The organism is Sphingobium sp. B10D7B, assembly GCF_025961955.1.
Lineage (GTDB): Bacteria > Pseudomonadota > Alphaproteobacteria > Sphingomonadales > Sphingomonadaceae > Sphingobium.
On the sequence record NZ_JAOQOQ010000001.1, the window covers coordinates 3,073,399 to 3,093,197 of the forward strand.

Below are 19,799 nucleotides of genomic sequence, written 5' to 3' on the forward strand. Positions count from 1 at the left end.
CTTAAGCAAAGCGCACATGCCCATCGGCACTGTCGCGCGCGGCGACCCTGCTCTCATCGGGCTGGCGAGATTGTTCCCCGGCGACGCGCGTGAACGATGTCCCGCGATCGCCATCCTGTCCGCGACCCTGCTGCTGCATCTGGCTCGCCAGATCGCGCTGGGCCTGGCCCTGGGCCTGATTTTGCGCCTGATTTTGGGCCTGGCTTTGCGCCTGCCCCTGATCGCGCGCGGCATCCGAGGAGGCGCCGGCCTTCTCGACCGTGATCTGCCCGAGGTGCAGGGTGGCAAGACGTGCATCGGCCTGCAGCGTGCCGCGCCCTTCGTTGAGGCGCCGTGCGGCTTCATCCGTTTCCGCTGTCAGGCGGATATCCATGGCGCCTGCGCCCTGGAACACATCGACCTCAAGCCGGCCCAGATGCGGCGGATTGAGCGAGAAGCGGCTATGCCCGCCGCCTTCCGCCAGCCCGGCAATTTCTCGCGCCAGCCGGTCGATCCACTGGCCGGAGACGCCCATGTCGATAACCTGTGCGCCCAGCGCTGAGGCTGCCGAAGGCGCTGCCTGTCCTGCACCGCCACTGCTGCTGACAGCGCCGCTCTCGGTCGAGATGCCGACGGGCAGGTCGACCACGAAGCGCTGGGCCGTGTCTGGAGCCGGCGCTGCGGCCTTGCCGGTCGTCGCGCCCTGCGCCGCCAGAGCATCTGCCAGGCTGGCACCCTCCGCCTTTGGAGAGTCCGCGCCATCGGCCTTGGGGGCAGCGAGCGCTGCCACGCCGGCGGCTGCCGTCGCGCCATCCTGCGATGAAGCGGCGGCACGGCCTCCTTTGGGTCCGGTCCCGGCGGCGACGTGCGCAGCCATGGCCGGCATGCCGGGTGCGAGCGGGAAGGGAATGACCTGCGCCTGCAGGGGCTGCGCGGGCGCCGCAGCGTTGGTGGCGCCATCATCCGTCGCGGCCGTGTCACCGGCCTCGGCGTCTGCATGCGGCTCGCCTTCGGTCAACGCCAGGGCGGCATCCTGGGGCGGCTGCGCTATCGCGGCGCCCTGCTGGGCCTGCTGCGCCTGCAGCTGAGCCGCGACGGTAACAGCCTGTTGGGGCTGGCTCGCGAACCGATCGGGCGCTGTCAAAGCCAGCTTTCCACCGCCGACCAGCGCGAGGATATCGGCGCTGAAGCCTTCGTCCGGGGCACCGGCCGGTCCGGTCGTGGCGGTCCCGTCATTGTCGACGACAAGGCTGAGGCCCGCGCCGCCTGCCGCCGGAGCGTTGCCGTTGAGCGCAGCCAGCTCGACAAGCGCAGCGAACTGCCCGCCCGTGGCGAGGCCCGGCTCCCCGGCCTTCGCATCGGCAGCCGGAGCGCGCCCCGTCATCATGCTGAAGAGCGACGTGATGTTGATCATTCTTCCAGTCCCCTGTTCTGCATCCGCCGGACGCGCGGCTGCGCGGCCAGCCGGGCTTCGCGCTGCGCTTCCCGTGCGGCCTTGGCCTTGTCCTTGAGGCGCTCGGCAATTTCGCGTTCACGATCCGCCACCACCCGTTCCGCATCGCGCGCGTCGATCCGCCGATTGGCATCGAACAGCGCGCCATCAAGCTGCCGGCCGGCGCGCTCCAGGCGGCTGGCGAGTTCGCGCCGCGCAGCGAAGAGTCCGCCGATTTGCTGCCCGCTCTGGCCGCACAGCTCCTCGCGCACCTGCGCGATGCGGCGGGCATTGCTGGCGATCTGGCTCGCCTCGTCCTGCGCCAGCGTGAGCGCGGCGACGGCCTGATTGTGCTGCACGTCCCGCACCCGGACGAGGCGCTTGCGCGCGGCGACCATGCGGCTCATGCGCCAAACTCCGCGATCAGCGCCGCGGCGCTCGTATCGACGTCAATCGTGGACTTGCTGCTCTGGCGCAGGAAGCCGAGCAATTGCTGCCGGCGTTCCACGGCCTCATCAATGGTCGGATCGTTGCCGGGGCGATAGGCGCCCATCAGGATGAGATCGCGATTTTCCTCATAGGCCGCCCACAGCCGCCGATAATTGGCGGCGGCGCGCAGATGCTCGTCATCGACGATGTCCGCCATCACGCGCGAGAGCGAGCGCCCGACGTCGATAGCCGGGAAGATGCTCTGCTCGGAGAGATGCCGCGAGAGGACGATGTGCCCGTCGACAATAGCGCGGGCGGTATCGACGATGGGATCGTCGGTATCATCGCCATCGGCCAGCACAGTGTAGATCGCGGTGATCGACCCGCCCGAGCGGCTGTCCACGCCTGCGCGCTCGACGAGGCGGGGGATGAGCGACAGCGCCGAGGGCGGATAGCCCTTCATCGCCGGCGGCTCGCCCAGCGACAGCCCGATCTCGCGCTGGGCATGGGCGCAGCGGGTGAGACTGTCGATGAGCAGCAGCACCTGCTTGCCCCGCGCGCGGAAATATTCGGCGATGGCGGTCGCGCGGGCAGCCGCGCGCAGGCGCAGCACCGGCGGATGATCGGCCGGCACGGCAACCACGACGCTCTTGTTCATGAGCGCGCCGCCGATCTTTGTCTCGAGGAAGTCGCTGACCTCGCGGCCGCGTTCACCGATGAGGCCGGTGACGATCACGTCCGCCTCGGCGCCAGCAATCATCTGGCCCATCAGCACCGATTTACCGACGCCTGACCCCGCCATGATCGCGATGCGCTGGCCGCGCCCGGCGGTCAGCAATGCATTCACGGCGCGCACGCCGAGATCGAAGCGTTCCAGCACCCGGCCGCGATCCAGCACATTGCCGCGCACGCCGGCGAGCGGCCACTGCCCATTGGCGAGCACCGGCCCCTTGCGATCGAGCGGCTGGCCCATCGCATCGATGACGCGGCCGATCAGCCCCTCGCCGACCTGCACCATATTGGCGGCGCTGTCCGGCTCGACGCGCGCGCCATTTTCCAGCGGCGCATCCTGATCGAGCGGCACCAGCACGGCGCGACTGCCCCGGAAGCCCACAACCTCGGCCCGCACCGACGTGCCATCGGCCGCGCGAATGCGCGCGCCGGCGCCGATGGGGCGGGAAAAGCCGGTGACTTCCAGCATGCCGCCATCATGGCCGACCAGCCGGCCGACGTGACGGGGCGCCTGATTGGGCACCTGCATATGATCGAGCAAGCGCGTAGCGCGGGCGAGTTCCGCCTGGATCACAGCCGGCCCTCCATATCGTCCATCAGCGCCTTGAGGCGCGCGAGGCGCACGTCCGGGCCATCCTCGATCCAGCCCTCCGCCGTGGCGAGACGGACGGATCCGCGTGGCACATCGGCGCTGGCCGCCAGCGAGAAGCGCAGCGGCTCGGCCTGCAGCAGCGGCAGATCCTCGGGGTTGACCTCCAACCGGCCCTTGGCGTCGTCCGTGTCGATGCAGGCGGCAACCGCCTCGCAGCGCGCCCGGAGCACATCGGCATCGATCGGCACTTCACCCACAATCTGCCCGACCAGACGGATGACCGCCTGGGAGAGCAGCGTGGCGAATGCGCCTTCATCCACTTTGCCGAGCGCCAGAACAGCGGCAGCCAGCTCCCGCCGCGCCGCATCGTCCTGCTCGGCGGCTTCGCGCGTGATGCGCTCTCCTTCCTGAAAGCCCTGCACGAAGGCATCGCGCGCGGCTTCCTCGATGGGGTCGACCGGCGCCTGAGCGGCCAGCGTCTCATCATAGTCGCCGCCCGGCCCGCTTCCGCCGGGGAAGGTCACATTCCAGGCCCGATGGCCCTGCTCCTCGGCATAGAGGTGGCGAAAGCCCCTGCCATCGCGCCCGACGCTGCCGAAATTGCCCCAGCTCTCCAGCGGTGCGGCGCCGCTGACACTATCGGCCGACCAGATCCTAGACATAGTCGTCGCCCTTTCCGCCCAGCATGATCGCCCCTTCCTCGCCCATGCGGCGCGCCTCGGCGATGATCGCCTTTTGCGCTTCCATCACTTCGGCAAGGCGCATCGGGCCGCGCTCGTCCATCTCGTCCTGAATGGACTGGGCGGCGCGCTGCGACATGCAGCCCAGGATGCGCGTGCGCAGCGTGTCGCTCGCACCCTTGAGCGCGACGACGAGAATGGCGTTGTCCACCGCCCGCATGAGCGTGCCCAAATCCTTGTCCGACAGGGCCTGCAGATTCTCGAAGACGAACATCTCATCCTCGATGAGCTGGGCGACATTGCGGTCGCGCTTGTTTAGCGCCTTGATGATGCGCTGCTCATGATCCTTGCGGATGTTGTTCATGATCGCGGCGGCCTCGCTGGTGCCACCGCGCTTGGTGGTGCCGGCGGAGGAGCGGCCCTGCGCCGGGCGGGAGGCGATGAGCTGCTCCAGCTCGTCCAGCGCCTCGGTGCTGACCGGGCCGAGCGTGGCGACGCGATAGACGACATCGTCCTGCACCTCGGCCGGCAGCAGCTGCAGCGTTGCGGCCGCCACGGCCGGATCCAGATGGGCCAGCACGATGGCCATGATCTGCGGGTGCTCAGGCTCGATGATCGAGGCGATCTCGGCCGGCTCCATCCATTTGAGCATAGAGAGCTTGGTCGAGCGCGTCGGCGGCGTGATGCGCGCGAGCATATTGTCCGCGCGGTCGGGGCCGAGCGCCTTGTGCATGGCGCCGCGAATATGCTGCGTCGCCCCGTAGCCGATGGTGGTGCGACCGCGCGCCTTGGAGACGAACTGGTCGAGCGCGGCATTCACCTCGTCCACCTCGACATCGGCGACGTCATACATGGCGTAGCCGAGCTGGCGCACCTCGTCCGGCTCCAGCCGGGAGAGGATCTGCGCGGCTTCGTCTTCCTCGAAGAGCATCAGAAGCACGGCGGCAGCGGCGCTGCCGGTGAGCGGGCGGGCGGCGTCGACCTCAGCCATCGGCCTTCACTCCATCCTTGAGGAGATCGCGAACGACGAGCGCAGCGCGATCGGGGTCCTGCTTCACAAAGTTGCGGATCAGCGTGGCACGGTCGCTATAGTCATGCGTGGCGCTGATCATATCGAGGGTCACCGGCTGGGCGGGGTCATGCACCGCCGCCGAGGCCCGGCCGATCTCGGCCTGGATTTCCGTGCCGATCTGCTGGCCGATCTGTGCATCGAGCACCTGGCGCTCGGCCTGCGCGGCGGACCAGCGCTTGAGCAGCGGGCGGCCGATGCCGACCAGCAGCAGCAGCGCGACGAGCAGGGCCGAGACGTTACGGGCGAGCATTGCCACCCAGGCTTCCTGATACCAGGGCGTCGCATCGGTGGCGGCGTCCCCGGCGGCTTCGGCGAACTTGCGGGAGGAAATCGCCACCACGTCGCCGCGGGCCTGATCGAAGCCGATTGCGCCTTTGACCAGCGCCTCAAGCGCGGCAATCTCCTGCGGCGTGCGCGGCTTGCCATCGGTGCCCTGATCCAGCGCGACGGCGATGGACAGGCGCTGCACGGTGCCCACGGCATCCCGCGTCACGGAGACTTCGCGGCCCAGCTCGAAGCTGCGGTTGAAGGTCTCGGTGGTCTTGAACGGCGGCATGCCGGGTGCGGGCGGCGTCTGCATGGCGTTGGCCTGTGCCTGCGCCTGTGTCGGCGGCGGTCCGCCCGGATCGGCGGGATTGACCGGCGGATTGGGCTGCAGCGCGCCGGGGATGCCGCCGGGCGCAGCATTGGCATTGCCCTGCGCATCCGTGTTCCAGCTGCCGGTTTCGGCGCGCAGACGGGCTTCGTCCTGCGGATAGGTTTCGCGCGTGGCCTGCCGCTCGGCGAAGTTCACCTCGGCATGCACCTCGGTCGAGAACTTGCCGGCACCGATGATCGGCGTGAGCAGCGCGGTCACAGCCTGACGGTAGCGATCTTCGATGCGGCTCTGGATCTGGATCTGCCGATCCGTCTCCGCGCCCGCCCCCGTCGCATTGCTGAGCAGGCGGCCATTCTGATCGACGACCGACACCGATTCCGGCGCCATGTCGCCCACGGAGGAGGCGACGAGATGGACGATGGCCTCGACCTGCCCTTCGGACAGCGAGCGGCCATTGGCCAGCTGCAGCATCACCGACGCCGTGGGCCGCGAGCGTTCGCGCAGGAAGATGCTCGGCGCCTCGACCGCGAGGTGAACCCGCGCCTTGGTGACCGCATCGATCGCCTCGATGGTGCGGGCGAGATCCATCTCGCGCGCGCTGCGCAGCTTCTCGCCCTCGACGGCGCGGCTCGCGCCCATCGGCATGGAGTCGATCAGCGTGTCGCCGGTCGGCGCGCTCCGGGGCAGGCCCTCGGCGGCGAGCTTCATCTTGGCGTTGAAATAATCGGTCTCGGCGACGGTGATCGCACCGCTCGTCTGATCGAAATTATAGGCGATACCGCTCTTGCCCAGCGCCTCGGCCACGGCGGCCTGGTCGGCCTCCGGCAAGCCCCGGAACAGGTCGCGCTGCGGCGGTTCGCGCAGCGCCAGCCAGGCCAGCGCGGCGAGCGCGGCAACGGTGATGAGCCCGATCATCGGCAGGCTGCGCTGCACGGCGGGCTGCTGGAGCAGGCCCGTGAGGCGCAGCTTCATGCCCTGCGCACCGGCCGCAAAACCCGCGCCAGACCCGGAAAGGGCGGGCAAGCCGGGCTGCATCGCTGCCTGGTTGCCAGTGGTGGTGGTGATGTTCGCGTCGCTCATCTCATTACACCGGCATGCTCATGATGTCCTTGTAGGCGGACAGGAGTTTGTTGCGGACCTGCAGGGTCGTCTCGAAGCCCACGGACGCCTGCTGGCGCGTCAGCATGACCGCGGCGATGTCCGTGGTCTCGCCGCGCTCATAAGCCGCGGTCGCGTCGCTCGACTGGGTCTGCAGCTTGTTCACGCCCTCGATGGCGCTGCGCATGGCGTCCGCAAAATCGGCACCACCTGCAGGGCTGCTGGCGGGCGCGCCGCCCGTCGCGGCACCGGCGGCGCTTTTCGCGGCGTCCTGGATCGCGGAGTTACGCTGGAGAATGCTCTGGCGCAGGGCCAGCACGCTATCGACGGAAAGTCCCGACATGATGATGCCTCCTGCGCTCAGCTAGCCAGCGCGAGGTCACGCATTTCAGCGAGACGGTAGCGCAGGGTACGTTCGGAAATGCCAAGGATGCGCGCCGCGCGGGCGCGGTGCCCGCCGGTGTCACGCAGGGCGAGGCGAATGGCGTCCATCGCCGAGGCGCGGGCGACATCCTGAAGACGAGCGCGGGCCGGCAGCGGTGCGGGCTCGGCCGGAATGGGCGCGGGCATGGCGTTGCCGGCGAGGCTGAGATCGCTCACGTCGATCTGGTCGCCTTCCCGCAGCACGATGGCCCGCTGCAGGACATTGCCCAGCTCACGGGCATTGCCCGGCCAGCTGTGCGCGGCGAGATGCGCCAGCGCAGCGGGCGTCGGCCAGGCAAAGCCGGACTGGCCGCCCTGATGGCGCAGCAGAAACGAAGCGGTGATCGCCGGAATGTCACCCGGACGGTTTGCGAGCGCGCTCAGGTGCAGCGGCATCACGTTGAGCCGCCAGTAAAGGTCTGCGCGGAACCGACCCGCGTCGGCTTCCGCTGAAAGATCGCGGTTGCAGGCGGCAACGACGCGCACATCGACCGGCACCGGATGCGTCGCGCCGACGGGAAGCACTTCGCCTTCCTGCAACGCGCGCAGCAGCTTGGCCTGCAAAGCCAGCGGCAGTTCGGCGATCTCGTCGAGGAACAGCGTGCCGCCATTGGCAGCGAGGAACAGGCCGTCAGACGACGCGCCAGCACCGGTGAAGCTGCCCTTCTTGTGACCGAAGAGCATGGCTTCCATCATGGTTTCCGGCAGCGCCGCGCAATTGACGGCGATGAAATCCTTGTCGGCGCGCGGGCTCATATCATGAAGGAAGCGCGCAATGCCCTCCTTGCCTGTGCCGGTCTCGCCCTGAACGAGCACCGTCGCATCGCTGGCGGCGATCCGCTGGGCGAGGCGCATCAGCATGGCGCTGCTCTCATCACCCACCGCCGGCATCCGCGCCGGGCGGAGCAGTTCGGCGATCAGGGCAAAAGCCATCGCCTTGTCCTGCGCACCGAAGGCAATGCGGGCGGGGAAGCCATTGGAGGCGGGCATGAAGCGCGGCGCACCCTCGCGCCACTCGATCAGCAGGTCGCGACACGTTGCGTCGGCAATTTCCTCGGCGAGGAGAATGCGCTGGATCGATTTACCACGCGGCGTGTCCGCACCCACCGTTCGTACAGAAAAGCAGGCAGTATCGAGCCACACGTCCAGATCCGGCAACAGCCGCTGTACGCGCTGACTCATGTCGACATGCAACATGCGTAAGCCCCCGTTTTGGTCCAGTCCGGGCTCTTGCGAGCCACCCCGTCTTGCCCGTTAAAAGTGATAAAAAATGCTTAGCATCCGGTTAACGACGGCGAACCATTGCCGCAGTGCGGCAGGATTTTGCCGACCGGCTGAAGGCGCGAAAATCATGCCGCGCATAACATGCAAAGCCTCCACTTTCCCTCTCGACGAGCCCGGCCCATCGCGCTTTGTTGCAAAATATGTCTTTATATTTCACAATGTTAGTTGGTGATTTCGGGAAATTTGAGACGGGGACCTAAAGCTCCTGAGGCCTTATCCGTTCTGTGGTTTCGAGGCCGCCACCGCCAAAGGGCAGCGACCCTCAGTGAAGCGGGAAAGGAAACCACATGACTGTTATTGCATCCAACGTGTCCGCGATTCGGGCCCAGAATGCCTCGGCCGCTGCGAATCAGGGCCTGTCGCAGGCCATGGAGCGCCTGTCCTCCGGCAAGCGCATCAACACCGCGAAGGACGACGCCGCCGGCCTCGCCATCGCCACCAAGATGACCGCCGAAGTCCGTGGCCTCGCTGCCGCACGCCGCAACGCCAATGATGGCCTCTCGCTGGCGCAGACCGCTGAAGGCGCGCTGGGCGACATCTCCAACATGCTGGTCCGCATGAAGGAACTGGCTGTGCAGGCGAAGAACGGCACCAACGACACGGCCGCTCGTGACAATCTGCAGGCGGAAGTCACGGCACTGACCGACCAGATCGCCAAGGTGCAGGGCCAGGAGTTCAACGGCGTGGCGCTGTTCAGCGCGACGGCCACCTCGATCCAGGTCGGCACCGGCTCGACCGACACTGTCTCGGTTGACACCTCGACCGTGACGACGGCGCTCACCGCGCTCGCCACCGCCGCACCGAACATCGGCGGCGCCGGCACGACGATCGGTGCAGCGATGACCGCCATCGACACGGCGATCGAAGCGGTTGCTACCGGCCGTGCCAATCTCGGTGCCACGCAGAGCCGTCTCGAATCGGCTGCCAGCAACCTGACCACCACGATCACCAACCTGTCCGACGCCCGTTCGCGGATCGAAGACGCCGACTTCTCCGAGGAATCGACGGCGCTCGCCAAGAACCAGATCCTCAGCCAGGCCTCCACGGCGATGCTCGCTCAGGCGAACCAGAGCCAGCAGGGCGTGCTCAGCCTGCTCCGCTAAGGGCAGCACCTAAGATCGGACGGCGAGGGTACTGGTCCACACTCGCCGGCCCGGTTGACCCCCGGCACCATAGAGTCCCCATCGTGCCGGGGGTCAGCATCCCCAACAGGGAATATGGAAACCCTTCGCTCCCCCGGGCGGAGGGTTTCTTCTCTTGTAGGCGAGCGAGGCGCCGGCCCCCGGCGGACAAGCGAGAGGTGTTGATCGGGCACGTGGAGCGCGCATGAAGGCGCCGCTCGCCAGCCTGATGCTCATGCGGACATGCAATGGGCGGAGGCCAGAAGGGGAGTGGCCAGCCATGATCCCTTCCATCGCACCACCACTCCGTTCGCTTCGAGCGAAGTCGAGAAGGGTGAAGCGTACCGTGTCTCGACTTCAGCCTTCGGCTGAAGTTTATCCTGAGCGCCCGCCCTGCGGGCAGTCGAAGGGCTCGACACGAACGGGAGGTTAGGCGGCGTGGACAAAATTCCGAGCTTGGGAAAACAGTGTCGGTTCCGCTCCGATCCAGCACGTGGCGTGCCAAGGATCCACTTCCGTTCGTCCTGAGTAGCTGCTGAGCCTGTCGAAGCGGCGTATCGAAGGACCGCCCCGCCCATCCGGGCAGAGCGCTATTCCTCCGTGGTAATCAACACCGCTTCGCCGACCACCAGAAAGAGCAGGAACGGCGCCCAGGCCGCCAGCATCGGGGGGTACACCCCCAGATTGCCCATGGAGAGCGCGAAATTATCGGCCACGAAGAAGGCGAAGCCCAACGCCATGCCGATCACCGCGCGCACGAACAGCTTGCCGGAGCGTGCAATACCAAAAGCGGCGACAGAGCCCAGCAACGGCATGAGCAATGCCGACAATGGCCCGCTGATCTTATGCCAGAGCGACCCTTCGAGCGATGCAACCGGGCGCCCCGCCTCGCGCAAGGTATCGATCGCCTCGCTCAGGTCGGCAAAGGACATGGCGTCGGGATCGACCGAGGACAGCGTGAACTGGTCCGGCGTAACCCCCTTGCCGACAACCATCCGGTCGACATGGCGGCTGACCCCGCGCACGACATCGAACACGCGGATATCCTCAAGCAGCCAGCCATCCGGGGTAAAGCGCCCGTGCTTGGCATAGACGATCGAGATCAGGGCATTGTTATGCCGGTCATAGACGTTCACGTCCTGCAGCCGCACGGCATCGCCCCGGCCGGTGATCGTCCCGGCCCGGATGAGGTCATCCTCATGCCGCACCCAGACATTGCCCTTGACCCCCGGGTCCGAAGGGATGGGGCCGAATTTGGCGGCCTCCCAGGCGGTGAGCGTCGCGGTGGCGCGCACGACCACCCGTTCGTTGAACACATAGCTGATCGCGGCGACGGCAAGACTGGCCAATATGAGCGGCGCGAGAATCTGGTGGGCCGAGAGCCCGCCCGACTTCATCGCCACCACCTCGCTATTGGCATTGAGCGTCGCCAGCGTGATCAGCGTGCCGAGCAGCACCGAGAAGGGCAGGAAGCGGGAGATGATCTGCGGCGCGCGCAGGCTGACATATTGCCACAGCTGCGCATCGCCATTGCCGGGATAGGCCAGCACCTTGCCTGCCTCGCTCAGCAGATCGAGCATCTGCAGGATCAGCACCAGCATCGCCAGCATCGCCAGGCAACGCAGCAGGAAGGTCTTGCCCAGATACAGCGCCAGCGCGCGGGAAGGGAAGAAGTTGAGCAGCATGGCCTATCCCCGATGTGCCTTGCGGTAACGCCGGTCGCCAAACCATTTGAGCAGCGACTTGAACAGGCCGAGCAGCTTGGCGAACTGACGATCCAGCGCGCCGATGGGCTGGCCGCCGGGCACATAGGCGGTCTGATAATAGAGCCAGGCGATGATCCCGGCGAAGATGAGGAACGGCCCCCACAGGCCCAGGAACGGATCGATCCGGCCCAGCGCCCCCAGCGACTGCATCGTCTGGTTGATCTTGTGATAGGTGACGATGAAGACGATCGACAGGAAGACGCCGAGCGCGGAGGTCGAGCGTTTCGGCGGGATCGCGAAGGCAATCGCCGCGAGCGGCAGCAACATCATCATCGCCACTTCCACGACGCGGAAATTGAAGTTCGACCAGGCCTGCGCCCGGCCCAGCGCCGTATCGCGGGTGAGGCCGGCGCGGAACAGCTCCGGCAGGCTCAGCTCCACATCGCCATCGCCGCGCGTACGGAACTCCTCGATCTTCGGCAGCGAGATCGGCAGATCGTGGTTGGAGAAGGAGAGGATGCGCGGCTCGGTGAAGCTCGGAGAATTATGCACCAGCACGCCATCTGTGAGGCGCATGATGATCGTATCGGGGTCGTCGGTCGCCAGGAACTGGCCGCGCGCCGCCGTGACCGCCAGCGACTGGCCGCCGTCGCTATCCATGCGCGCGAAGATGCCGCTCAGCTTCTTGCCTTCGTCCTCGCTCTCCTCGATGCGGATGGTGATGCCATCGCCCAGCTTGGTGAACTCGCCAACCTTGATGGATGCGCCCAGCGCGCCCGAGCGCAGCTCGAACCGCAGCCGCTCATAGGCATATTTGCTGTCCGGCTGGATGAAGCCGACAATGGTCAGGTTCAGGATCGCCAGCGCGATGGCGTACATATACGGCACTTTGAGCAGTTTCGTATAGGAAAGGCCGACACCGCGAAGGATGTCCAGCTCCGAGGACAGAGCCAGCTTGCGGAAGGCGAGCAGGATGCCGAGCATGAGGCCGATGGGAATGCCAAGGCCGAGATATTCGGGCAGGAGATTGGCGAGCATCCGCCACACCACGCTCACCGGACCGCCCTCGGTCGCGACGAACACGAACAGCCGCTGCATCCGGTCCAGCACCAGAAGCATCGCCGCAACGATGAGGCTTGCGAAAAGCGGGACCGCGATCAGCCTCGCCATGTAGCGGTCCAGAGCGGTCAGCATGAGAGTCCGCAGGTTCCTTGAGCCGGTTCAGGTGGCCCGGCCGGAAGGTCCGGACACGGCAAGGCCGTAAGCGGGATGCGCCCGCGCCGCAACCTTAGAGTGTATCAGCGCCCGCCAGATCATAGCGCCACGCGCCAGCCGGAGCCGGGAAGGCGCCCGGTCGTGCGACCAGCGGGCGGCTTGACCGGGCCTTCACACAGGCCCGGCCGGTCGATCAGCCAGCGATGGCGCCCGTCATCCGGCCCGCCGTGGCGAACATCTCGAGAATCTGGCCAACCTGCTCGCTCGAATGCTCGGCACAGAGCGAGCAGCGCAGCAGGAAGGTGCCGGCCGGTGTCGCGGGCGGACGGGCCATGTTCACATAGAGCCCCAGCTCCAGCAGCGCCTGCCACATCGCCACGGCCTGCGTCTGGTCGGTGAGGATGACGGCGATGATCGCCGATTGCGGCGTCTTGGTGCCGAGCGTGAAGCCGAGATCGATCAGCCCCTTGTGCAGGCGGCGGCTGTTCTCCCAGAGATGCGCGCGCTTCTCGCCGGCGTGCATCAGCTTGCGGATCGAGGTCGCGGCGGTGGCGACGACGCTCGGCGGCAGCGAAGCGGTGAACACATAAGGCCGGCAGACCAGGCGCATCACATCGAACTTGGGATGGTCCGAGACGCAGAAGCCGCCGACCGTGCCGACCGATTTGGAGAAGGTGCCGACGACGAAATCGATCTCCTTCTCGACGCCCTGCTCCTCATAGACGCCACGACCATTGGGGCCGAAGAAGCCCATGCCATGCGCCTCATCGACAAGGATCATGCAATTGGGGTGCTTGCGGATCGCGGCAACCATGTCCGGCAGCGGGGCGACGTCGCCGAGCATCGAATAGACGCCTTCCAGCACGACGAGCTTGAGCGCATCGGCCGGCAGGCGCCCGAGGCGCTTGTCCAGATCCTCCACGCTGTTGTGGCGGAAGCGCACGATCTCGGCATTGCCGAGCGCGCAGCCATCATAGATGCTGGCATGGCTGTCGGCATCCAGCACGATGTAATCGCCCTTGCCCGCCAGCGTGGAGATCATGCCGAGATTGGCCTGATAGCCGGTCGAGAACACCATGGCGTGCTTGGTGCCATAGAAGTCCTTGAGCGCATCCTCGCAGGCCTTGTGGGTCTGGTAGGTGCCGTTGAGCACGCGGCTGCCGGTGGTGCCGGATCCGAACTCGTCGAGCGCCTTCTTGCCCGCCGCGACCACGTCCGGGTCGAAGGTCATGCCCATATAATTATAGGTGCCGAGCAGGATCGTCTCCTTGCCCTTGATCACCGCAAGCGTGGGCGACTTCACTTCGTCCATCACGATGGCGAAGGGATCGCGCACGCCGGTCGCCAGCAGCGCCTCGCGCTCGGCGATCAGGGGATCGAACTTGGAGAACAGGTCCTTGTCGGCCTCCGCCACGCGCATGGTGGTTTCCGCCCCGTCGATCACGCTCGCCATGGCTTCAGCCCTCCGCCTTCAGCTTCATCACCGCATCGACGAGCTGGCCGACCGTCTCGATCTCCGCCTGCATGTTCATGGTGATGATGATCTCGAACTCGTCCTCGATGGCGGCGACGAAATCCATGACGGTGAGGCTGTCCCACTCCAGGTCGCCGGCGAAGGTGGTGCTGTCGCTCAAGGCGACGCCCTTCTTGTTGAAGGGTTCGATCTGCGCTGCGATCTGCGCGTAGACGTCCTGACGGTCCGACATGGCTGCGACTTTCTTTCCGTAATAGCCCAATAAGGCCCTGTTGCGAGCCGAATGCCCGCTTCGCCCTGCCTATGGCAAGCGAATAAGGCGGGATTCGGGCATCAGCGCGGCAGCAGGCCCTTGTCGCGATAGGCCTGCGCGGTCATGGCAAGGCCCGCCTCGGGGGCGATGGTCGGGCGCCAGAGATCGGCTGGCGGATGCAATGCTGCCTTCGACACCCAGTCGGCATGGCAGAAATAAGCGGCGCGGTCGGGCGTCAGCCGCGCCTTGTCGCCGCGCAGCAGCCGGTCGATGCGGGCACCGAAGCGGACCAGGGCGGACGGCATGGAAATGGTCCGCACCGAGGCACGCCCGACGGCGCGGCCAATGGCCCGGGCGAAATCGACATGGCTCCAGCCTTCCGGTGTGCCATCGTCCACTTCATAGACTTTGCCCTGCGTTTCGCCGCCCTGCCGCGTGCCGAGCCGCACCAGCAGATCGGCCAGATCATCGACATGGATCGCCGAGAGACGCCCGCCCGGCGGCAGCAGCACGAAGCCACGCGTCGCCATCTGGAACAGCTCCAGCAATTCGGCATCACCCGGACCGTAGATCGCAGGCGGACGGATCATCGTCCAGTCGAGCGCGCTGGCCTGCACATGGCGCTCCGCTTCCGCCTTCGACCATCCGTAATCGGAGAGCCCCGGCTCGCGCGCCGCGAGGCTGGAGACATGCACGAGCCGCACCACGCCCGCACGCTGCATGGCGGCGATAACGGCAGCGGTGCCGGTGGCATTGCCCGCCTCGAACCCGGCACGGGTCGGTGCATTGACTACGCCGGCAATGTGCATGACGGCATCCGCGCCGGCGACCAGCGCATCCAGCGCGGCGGCATCCTCCAGCGAGCCGGCAATCCAGCTTACGCCCTCGCGCGGCGGCTGGGGGCGGCGGGTCAGCGCGCGCACGGCATGGCCGGCGGCCAGCGCCGTCTCCACCGTCGCCTTGCCGACAAAGCCGGTGGCGCCGGTGAGGGCAAGGGTGCTCAGAGCAGCACCATATAGCTGCGGTGGACCATCGCGGCGCGCGGGGTGCCGCCGAGCAGGCCGGCGACCTCAGCGCTGCGCTTGCCGATGATCCGCTCGGCATCCTGGCTGTCATATTGCGCGAGGCCGCGGGCAATCACCGCGCCATCCGGCCCGACGATGTCGATCACGTCGCCGCGCGCATAGCTGCCATTGGTGGCGGTGACGCCGGCCGGCAGCAGGCTGCGGCCCTTGCGCAGGGCTTCCGTCGCGCCGGCATCGACGCTGAGCTTGCCCTTCACGGTCAGGCGCCCGGCCAGCCAGCCCTTGCGCCCGCCGCGTTTGGCCGAGGCGCGGAACAATGTGCCGCGTCCGCTGCTCTGCCAATGGCCGAGCGGCGCATCGACGCGGCCGGAAATGATCGCCAGATGTGCACCCGCGCCGGTGGCGATCTGCGCAGCCTGCAGCTTGGAGATCATGCCGCCCGATCCCATGCCCGAGGCGCTGTTGCCGTCTCCCATGGCCAGAACGGCGGCATCGATCTTCTCCACCAGCGGGATCAATGTGGCATCGGGATTGCTGTGGGGGTTCGCCGTGTAGAGCCCGTCGATATCCGAGAGCAGCACCACCGCATCTGCGCCCGCAGCCTGGCCGATGCGCGCGGCCAGCCGGTCATTGTCGCCAAAACGGATTTCCTCGGTGGCGACGCTGTCATTCTCATTGACCACCGGCACCACGCCGAGGCCCGCGAGCCGGTCCAGCGTGGCGGAGGCATTGAGGTAACGGCGGCGATCCTCAAGGTCGCCCAGCGTCACCAGCATCTGCGCGGCGGGAATATCGTGCCCGGCAAGCAGGTCGGCCCAGACCTGGCTGAGCGCGATCTGGCCGACGGCGGCCGCAGCCTGCGCATCCTCCAGCGTCGCCCGCCCCCCCTTGGCGAGGCCCAGACGGCGCGCGCCAAGCGCAATCGCGCCGGAGGACACGACGATGATCTCCTGCCCATCCGCGCGGCGGGCGGCGATCTCGTCCACAAGGCTGGTCAGCCAGTCGCGCCGCACGGAGCCGTCCGGGGCGACGAGCAGCGCCGAGCCGACCTTGATGACAATGCGCCGAATGGCGGCGGGCGGGAAGCCGGTGAGGGCGTCAGTCATGATGGGTATCCCCAACGCACTCTTCTCTCATGCCCAGAACAAACCCCCCGTTCGTGTCGAGCGAAGTCGAGACACGCGAGACCTGTGCCAGCCGTGTCTCGACTTCGCTCGACACGAACGGCGCGGGGGACGGGGGAAAAGCCCCTCCTCTTCAGAGGAGGGGTTGGGGTGGTGCTGGACGATGGGGCGTGAGCGCTGCGCAGTCGATGCTGGCGCATCACCACCCCCGCTCCCTCCTCTAATGAGGAGGGGAGATACATCCTCAAATGGGGGACCATGGCTTGTCCTCCACCTCACCTTCCTGCGCGGCCTTCTCCTCGGCCTCGGCGCGGTGAACCTCGCCCAGCATGGGCAGCACGGCGTCGAGCAGCGCCTCCATGCCCTCGCCGGTCGCGCCGGAGATGATGAAGGCCTTGCCCGCGCCGGCCTTCTTCAAGTCCTTGGCGACATCTTCCATCAGCTCCTGCCCAAGCAGATCGCCCTTGTTAAGCGCGAGAAGCTGCGGCTTGTCCTCCAGCCCCTCGCCATAATTCTCCAGCTCGGTCTGCACGATGCGCCAGGCCTCGACCGGATCGTCCCCGGTCGCGTCGATAAGGTGAATGAGCACCCGGCAGCGCTCGATATGCCCGAGGAACCGGTCGCCGATGCCTGCGCCTTCCGAGGCACCCTCGATCAGCCCCGGAATATCGGCCAGCACGAACTCCCGCCCCTTGTGCAGCACCACGCCGAGCTGCGGCTTGGTCGTCGTGAACGGATAGGCGCCGACCTTGGCCTTGGTGTTGGTCACCTGATTGATGAAGGTCGACTTGCCGGCGTTCGGCAGCCCCACCAGCCCTACATCGGCCAGCAGCTTGAGGCGCAGCCACACCCAGCGCTCCTCGCCCGGCCAACCGGTGCCGTGCTGGCGCGGCGCGCGATTCGTGCTGGTCTTGAAGCTGGCATTGCCGCGCCCGCCATCGCCGCCGCGCAGCAGGACGATCCGCTGGCCGGGCTCGGTGAAGTCGGCCAGCACCTCGCTATAGCCTTCTTCATCCGGCTCGGAGATGACCTGCGTGCCCACCGGCACCTTGATGACGAGATCGTCCCCGCCAGCGCCGGTGCGGTCGCCACCCTCGCCATGGCCGCCGCGCGGCGCCTTGAAATGCTGGGTGTAGCGGAAGTCGATGAGCGTGTTGAGGCCGGGCACCGCCTCGAAGATGATGTCGCCGCCCTTGCCGCCATTGCCGCCATTGGGGCCGCCATATTGAATATATTTCTCGCGCCGGAAGCTGACCGCTCCCGGCCCGCCCGCACCCGAGCGAATGAAAATCTTGGCCTGATCTAGGAAATGCATCGGCCGCCCATAAGGCCTTTGCCGGCAAAGGTGAAGCGCGGCCTCATACGGGCCCGCCTTCCCATGCTTCCATTTCTCCGGCGAGGCGTTACCTCAGCCGGGTTCGACTGGTGAAAGGCACGCGCGTGACCGTCATAGCAGCACGGCGATATCGCAATGGCGAGGTTGTGGGGGATGTCGACATCCACTGCCCCCGCCATGACCGGCTGCCGGCGGGCGAGTTCGTCTGGATCGGCCTGCATGAGCCGGATGCCGAAGAACTGGCCCAGGTCGGCACCTGTTTCGGCCTTCACCCGCTCGCGCAGGAAGACGCGCGCAAGGGCAAACAATTGCCCAAGCTGGAGCTGTATGGCGACCAGCTCTTCCTGATCCTGCGCACGGCGCATCTGGAAGGCGATCTCATCGGCTATGGGGAGACCTCCGTCTTCCTGGGTGCCGACTTCATCGTCACCGTGCGCCACGGTTCGGCGCGGGCGCATTCGGAGCTGCGCGCCCGGCTGGAGAGCGCACCCGCCGCCCTGGCCCACGGCCCGGATTATGTGCTGCACGCGATCATGGACTTCATCGTCGACGGCTATTTCCCGGTCGTCGATGCGCTGGAGGAACAGGTGCTGGCGATGGAAGCCGCTGCCGGCGAGGCCTTCCTCGACTCAGACCAGATCCGCCAGATCTTCGCGACCCGCCGGGAGATCGTCCGCTTCCAGCGCATCCTCGGGGTGATGAGCGATGTTGCCGGGCGCATGGTCAATCATGTCCAGCCGAATATCGACGAGAACATGCTGCCCTATTTCCGCGACGTGCTGGATCATGTTCGGCGGGTCGAATATCGCGTCGCCGGGCTGCGCGACTATCTGACCTCCGTCGCGGAAACCAGCAGCCTGCTCGAACAGCGCCGCCAGGGCGATATCACCCGGATGCTGGCGGCCTGGGCCGCAATCCTCGCCGTGCCCACCGCCATTGCCGGCATCTACGGCATGAACTTCAGCAACATGCCCGAATTGCAGTGGCGCTATGGCTATTTCATCGTGCTGGGCGGGATCGCGATCATCTGCGCGCTGCTGTATCGGCGCTTCCGCAAGCTCGGCTGGCTATGAGCGGTCCGCGGCCGCGCTCGGGGCGAGCACGGCCATGGACTTCAAACGCGTCGACAGCACGCGACTTTCAAGCTGCGACGGGCTCGCGATCCGCATAAATTTCCACCGCCACGTCCTCGCGCATGTCGCCTTCGCCGCCCTCTTCGTAGAATTGGCAGAGGTCGGCGCGATTGCGGCCACGGCTGTGGCGCGGCTCGGGGCGGCCCGCCGGCCGGAATCCGAGCTTGCGCAGCACCCGGCCGGACGCCGGATTGTCGGTGAAATGGCTGGCGCGAATGTTGCGCACGCCGGTCGCGCGGGCGATCTGCATCACGGCCGAAGCCGCTTCGGTCGCGAAACCCAGGCCCCAATAAGGGCGCGCGATCCAGTAGCCCAACTCCAGCGCGCCATCGTCCTGCGTATGGATGCCGCAGGAGCCGATAAGACGCGGTACTCCCTGGGTGCGCTTCATCACCAGGAACTTGGGCTGCAGCGGATCGTGATCGCCGGCGAGGAAATCGACCGCATCGTCCAGCGTATAGGGCCAGGGCGCGCGGGCAAGATTCCGCACGATCGCTTCATCCGCGATGGCGGCATAGAGCGCCTGCGCATCTTCCGGCCAGCCGGGCCGCAGCAGCAAACGGGGGGTACGTGCAAACATGGTCTTGTCTCCGGTTCCGGGGCGCTCTGCCGCAGACAGATGACGCCTGTGAGACAGCCTTGCGAACGCTGCGAGCAACCGTGCTCCTGACGCGTCGAGGTCTATCGAGGGTCCAGGGAGAACAAGAAAAAAGGGAGGAGGGGCGATCCCTTCTCCCTTGGTTTCAGATGAACCGGCACCGGCTCACCAAGGGATCGTCCCGCTGGACGATCCCTGTCATGAATCGTCCGATTATTCGGCGGCTTCCGCCATCACGTCCACGGACACAAATTTGCGACCGAGCTTGCCGTCGTGGAACACCACGCGACCTTCGGTGAGCGCAAACAGGGTGTGGTCCTTGCCGATGCCGACATTGCGGCCCGGGTAGAACTTCGTGCCGCGCTGACGGACGAGAATATTGCCGCCGAGCACGCTCTGGCCGCCGAACTTCTTCACGCCAAGGCGCTTCGATTCTGAATCGCGACCGTTGCGCGATGAACCGCCAGCTTTTTTATGTGCCATGGTCTAAACTCC

Annotated in this window: 19 protein-coding genes; 2 read left to right on the forward strand and 17 right to left on the reverse strand. The window is 66.8% G+C overall.

The features are described 5' to 3' along the window. Position 1: 1 nt before the first annotated feature. The 8 genes from M2331_RS14335 to M2331_RS14370 are packed head-to-tail and all read right to left on the reverse strand — an operon-like array spanning position 2 to position 8,232. The gene (locus M2331_RS14335) at positions 2 to 1,393 is read right to left on the reverse strand and encodes a flagellar hook-length control protein FliK (protein ID WP_181560897.1); all 1,392 of its coding nucleotides are present in this window, start codon (positions 1,391 to 1,393) and stop codon (positions 2 to 4) included. After that, positions 1,390 to 1,818: a hypothetical protein gene (locus tag M2331_RS14340; protein WP_181560898.1), complete on the reverse strand. Its 429-nt coding sequence runs from the start codon at positions 1,816 to 1,818 to the stop codon at positions 1,390 to 1,392. Before M2331_RS14340 ends, M2331_RS14335 begins: the two co-directional genes overlap by 4 nt. Beyond that, complete coding sequence (locus M2331_RS14345; protein WP_181560899.1) at positions 1,815 to 3,146, reverse strand: FliI/YscN family ATPase; 1,332 nt, start codon at positions 3,144 to 3,146, stop codon at positions 1,815 to 1,817. Before M2331_RS14345 ends, M2331_RS14340 begins: the two co-directional genes overlap by 4 nt. Further along, positions 3,143 to 3,826: a flagellar biosynthesis protein gene (locus tag M2331_RS14350; RefSeq protein WP_181560900.1), complete on the reverse strand. Its 684-nt coding sequence runs from the start codon at positions 3,824 to 3,826 to the stop codon at positions 3,143 to 3,145. Before M2331_RS14350 ends, M2331_RS14345 begins: the two co-directional genes overlap by 4 nt. Continuing rightward, on the reverse strand, positions 3,819 to 4,835 hold the full coding sequence (gene fliG / locus M2331_RS14355; protein ID WP_181560901.1) for a flagellar motor switch protein FliG: 1,017 nt from the start codon (positions 4,833 to 4,835) through the stop codon (positions 3,819 to 3,821). Before fliG ends, M2331_RS14350 begins: the two co-directional genes overlap by 8 nt. Then, a complete protein-coding gene (gene fliF, locus M2331_RS14360) occupies positions 4,828 to 6,594 on the reverse strand; it encodes a flagellar basal-body MS-ring/collar protein FliF (RefSeq protein ID WP_181560902.1) in 1,767 nt (588 codons plus the stop codon). The genes fliG and fliF overlap by 8 nt, the downstream gene beginning before the upstream one ends. Before the next feature lie 4 nt (positions 6,595 to 6,598). Further along, positions 6,599 to 6,955: a flagellar hook-basal body complex protein FliE gene (fliE, locus tag M2331_RS14365; RefSeq protein ID WP_181560903.1), complete on the reverse strand. Its 357-nt coding sequence runs from the start codon at positions 6,953 to 6,955 to the stop codon at positions 6,599 to 6,601. Positions 6,956 to 6,972: 17 nt separating this feature from the next. Next, the gene (locus tag M2331_RS14370) at positions 6,973 to 8,232 is read right to left on the reverse strand and encodes a sigma-54 interaction domain-containing protein (protein ID WP_181560904.1); all 1,260 of its coding nucleotides are present in this window, start codon (positions 8,230 to 8,232) and stop codon (positions 6,973 to 6,975) included. 374 nt (positions 8,233 to 8,606) lie between these two features. Between M2331_RS14370 and M2331_RS14375 the strand changes: the two genes are divergently transcribed. Further along, positions 8,607 to 9,422: a flagellin gene (locus M2331_RS14375; protein WP_181560905.1), complete on the forward strand. Its 816-nt coding sequence runs from the start codon at positions 8,607 to 8,609 to the stop codon at positions 9,420 to 9,422. Positions 9,423 to 10,030: 608 nt separating this feature from the next. Here the strand turns inward: M2331_RS14375 and lptG are convergent. The 7 genes from lptG to obgE all read right to left on the reverse strand — a co-directional run bounded on the left by lptG (position 10,031) and on the right by obgE (position 17,552). Continuing rightward, positions 10,031 to 11,125, reverse strand: a complete 1,095-nt coding sequence (gene lptG / locus M2331_RS14380; protein ID WP_181560906.1) for an LPS export ABC transporter permease LptG — start codon at positions 11,123 to 11,125, stop codon at positions 10,031 to 10,033. Between the two features lie 3 nt (positions 11,126 to 11,128). After that, the gene (locus M2331_RS14385; protein ID WP_181560907.1) at positions 11,129 to 12,340 is read right to left on the reverse strand and encodes an LptF/LptG family permease; all 1,212 of its coding nucleotides are present in this window, start codon (positions 12,338 to 12,340) and stop codon (positions 11,129 to 11,131) included. 214 nt (positions 12,341 to 12,554) lie between these two features. After that, positions 12,555 to 13,814, reverse strand: coding sequence for a serine palmitoyltransferase (spt, locus tag M2331_RS14390; RefSeq protein WP_264576896.1), 1,260 nt, complete (start codon positions 13,812 to 13,814; stop codon positions 12,555 to 12,557). Between the two features lie 4 nt (positions 13,815 to 13,818). Beyond that, positions 13,819 to 14,067: an acyl carrier protein gene (locus M2331_RS14395; RefSeq protein WP_181560908.1), complete on the reverse strand. Its 249-nt coding sequence runs from the start codon at positions 14,065 to 14,067 to the stop codon at positions 13,819 to 13,821. A 101-nt stretch (positions 14,068 to 14,168) separates the two neighbouring features. Continuing rightward, positions 14,169 to 15,092, reverse strand: coding sequence for an NAD-dependent epimerase/dehydratase family protein (locus M2331_RS14400; protein ID WP_181561557.1), 924 nt, complete (start codon positions 15,090 to 15,092; stop codon positions 14,169 to 14,171). Then, positions 15,089 to 16,219 (reverse strand): glutamate 5-kinase, encoded by a 1,131-nt coding sequence (gene proB, locus M2331_RS14405; RefSeq protein ID WP_181560909.1) that lies wholly within the window; start codon positions 16,217 to 16,219, stop codon positions 15,089 to 15,091. Before proB ends, M2331_RS14400 begins: the two co-directional genes overlap by 4 nt. A gap of 262 nt (positions 16,220 to 16,481) precedes the next feature. Next, positions 16,482 to 17,552 (reverse strand): GTPase ObgE, encoded by a 1,071-nt coding sequence (gene obgE, locus M2331_RS14410; protein WP_181560910.1) that lies wholly within the window; start codon positions 17,550 to 17,552, stop codon positions 16,482 to 16,484. A 125-nt stretch (positions 17,553 to 17,677) separates the two neighbouring features. On the opposite strand from obgE, the gene M2331_RS14415 reads away from it, so the two are divergent. Then, a complete protein-coding gene (locus M2331_RS14415; RefSeq protein ID WP_181560911.1) occupies positions 17,678 to 18,646 on the forward strand; it encodes a magnesium and cobalt transport protein CorA in 969 nt (322 codons plus the stop codon). Positions 18,647 to 18,713: 67 nt separating this feature from the next. Here M2331_RS14415 and M2331_RS14420 read toward each other — a convergent pair whose 3' ends face one another. Both M2331_RS14420 and rpmA read right to left on the reverse strand, forming a co-directional pair. After that, a complete protein-coding gene (locus M2331_RS14420; RefSeq protein WP_181560912.1) occupies positions 18,714 to 19,286 on the reverse strand; it encodes a GNAT family N-acetyltransferase in 573 nt (190 codons plus the stop codon). Between the two features lie 231 nt (positions 19,287 to 19,517). After that, positions 19,518 to 19,787, reverse strand: a complete 270-nt coding sequence (gene rpmA, locus M2331_RS14425) for a 50S ribosomal protein L27 (RefSeq protein WP_181560913.1) — start codon at positions 19,785 to 19,787, stop codon at positions 19,518 to 19,520. Positions 19,788 to 19,799 lie beyond the last annotated feature (12 nt).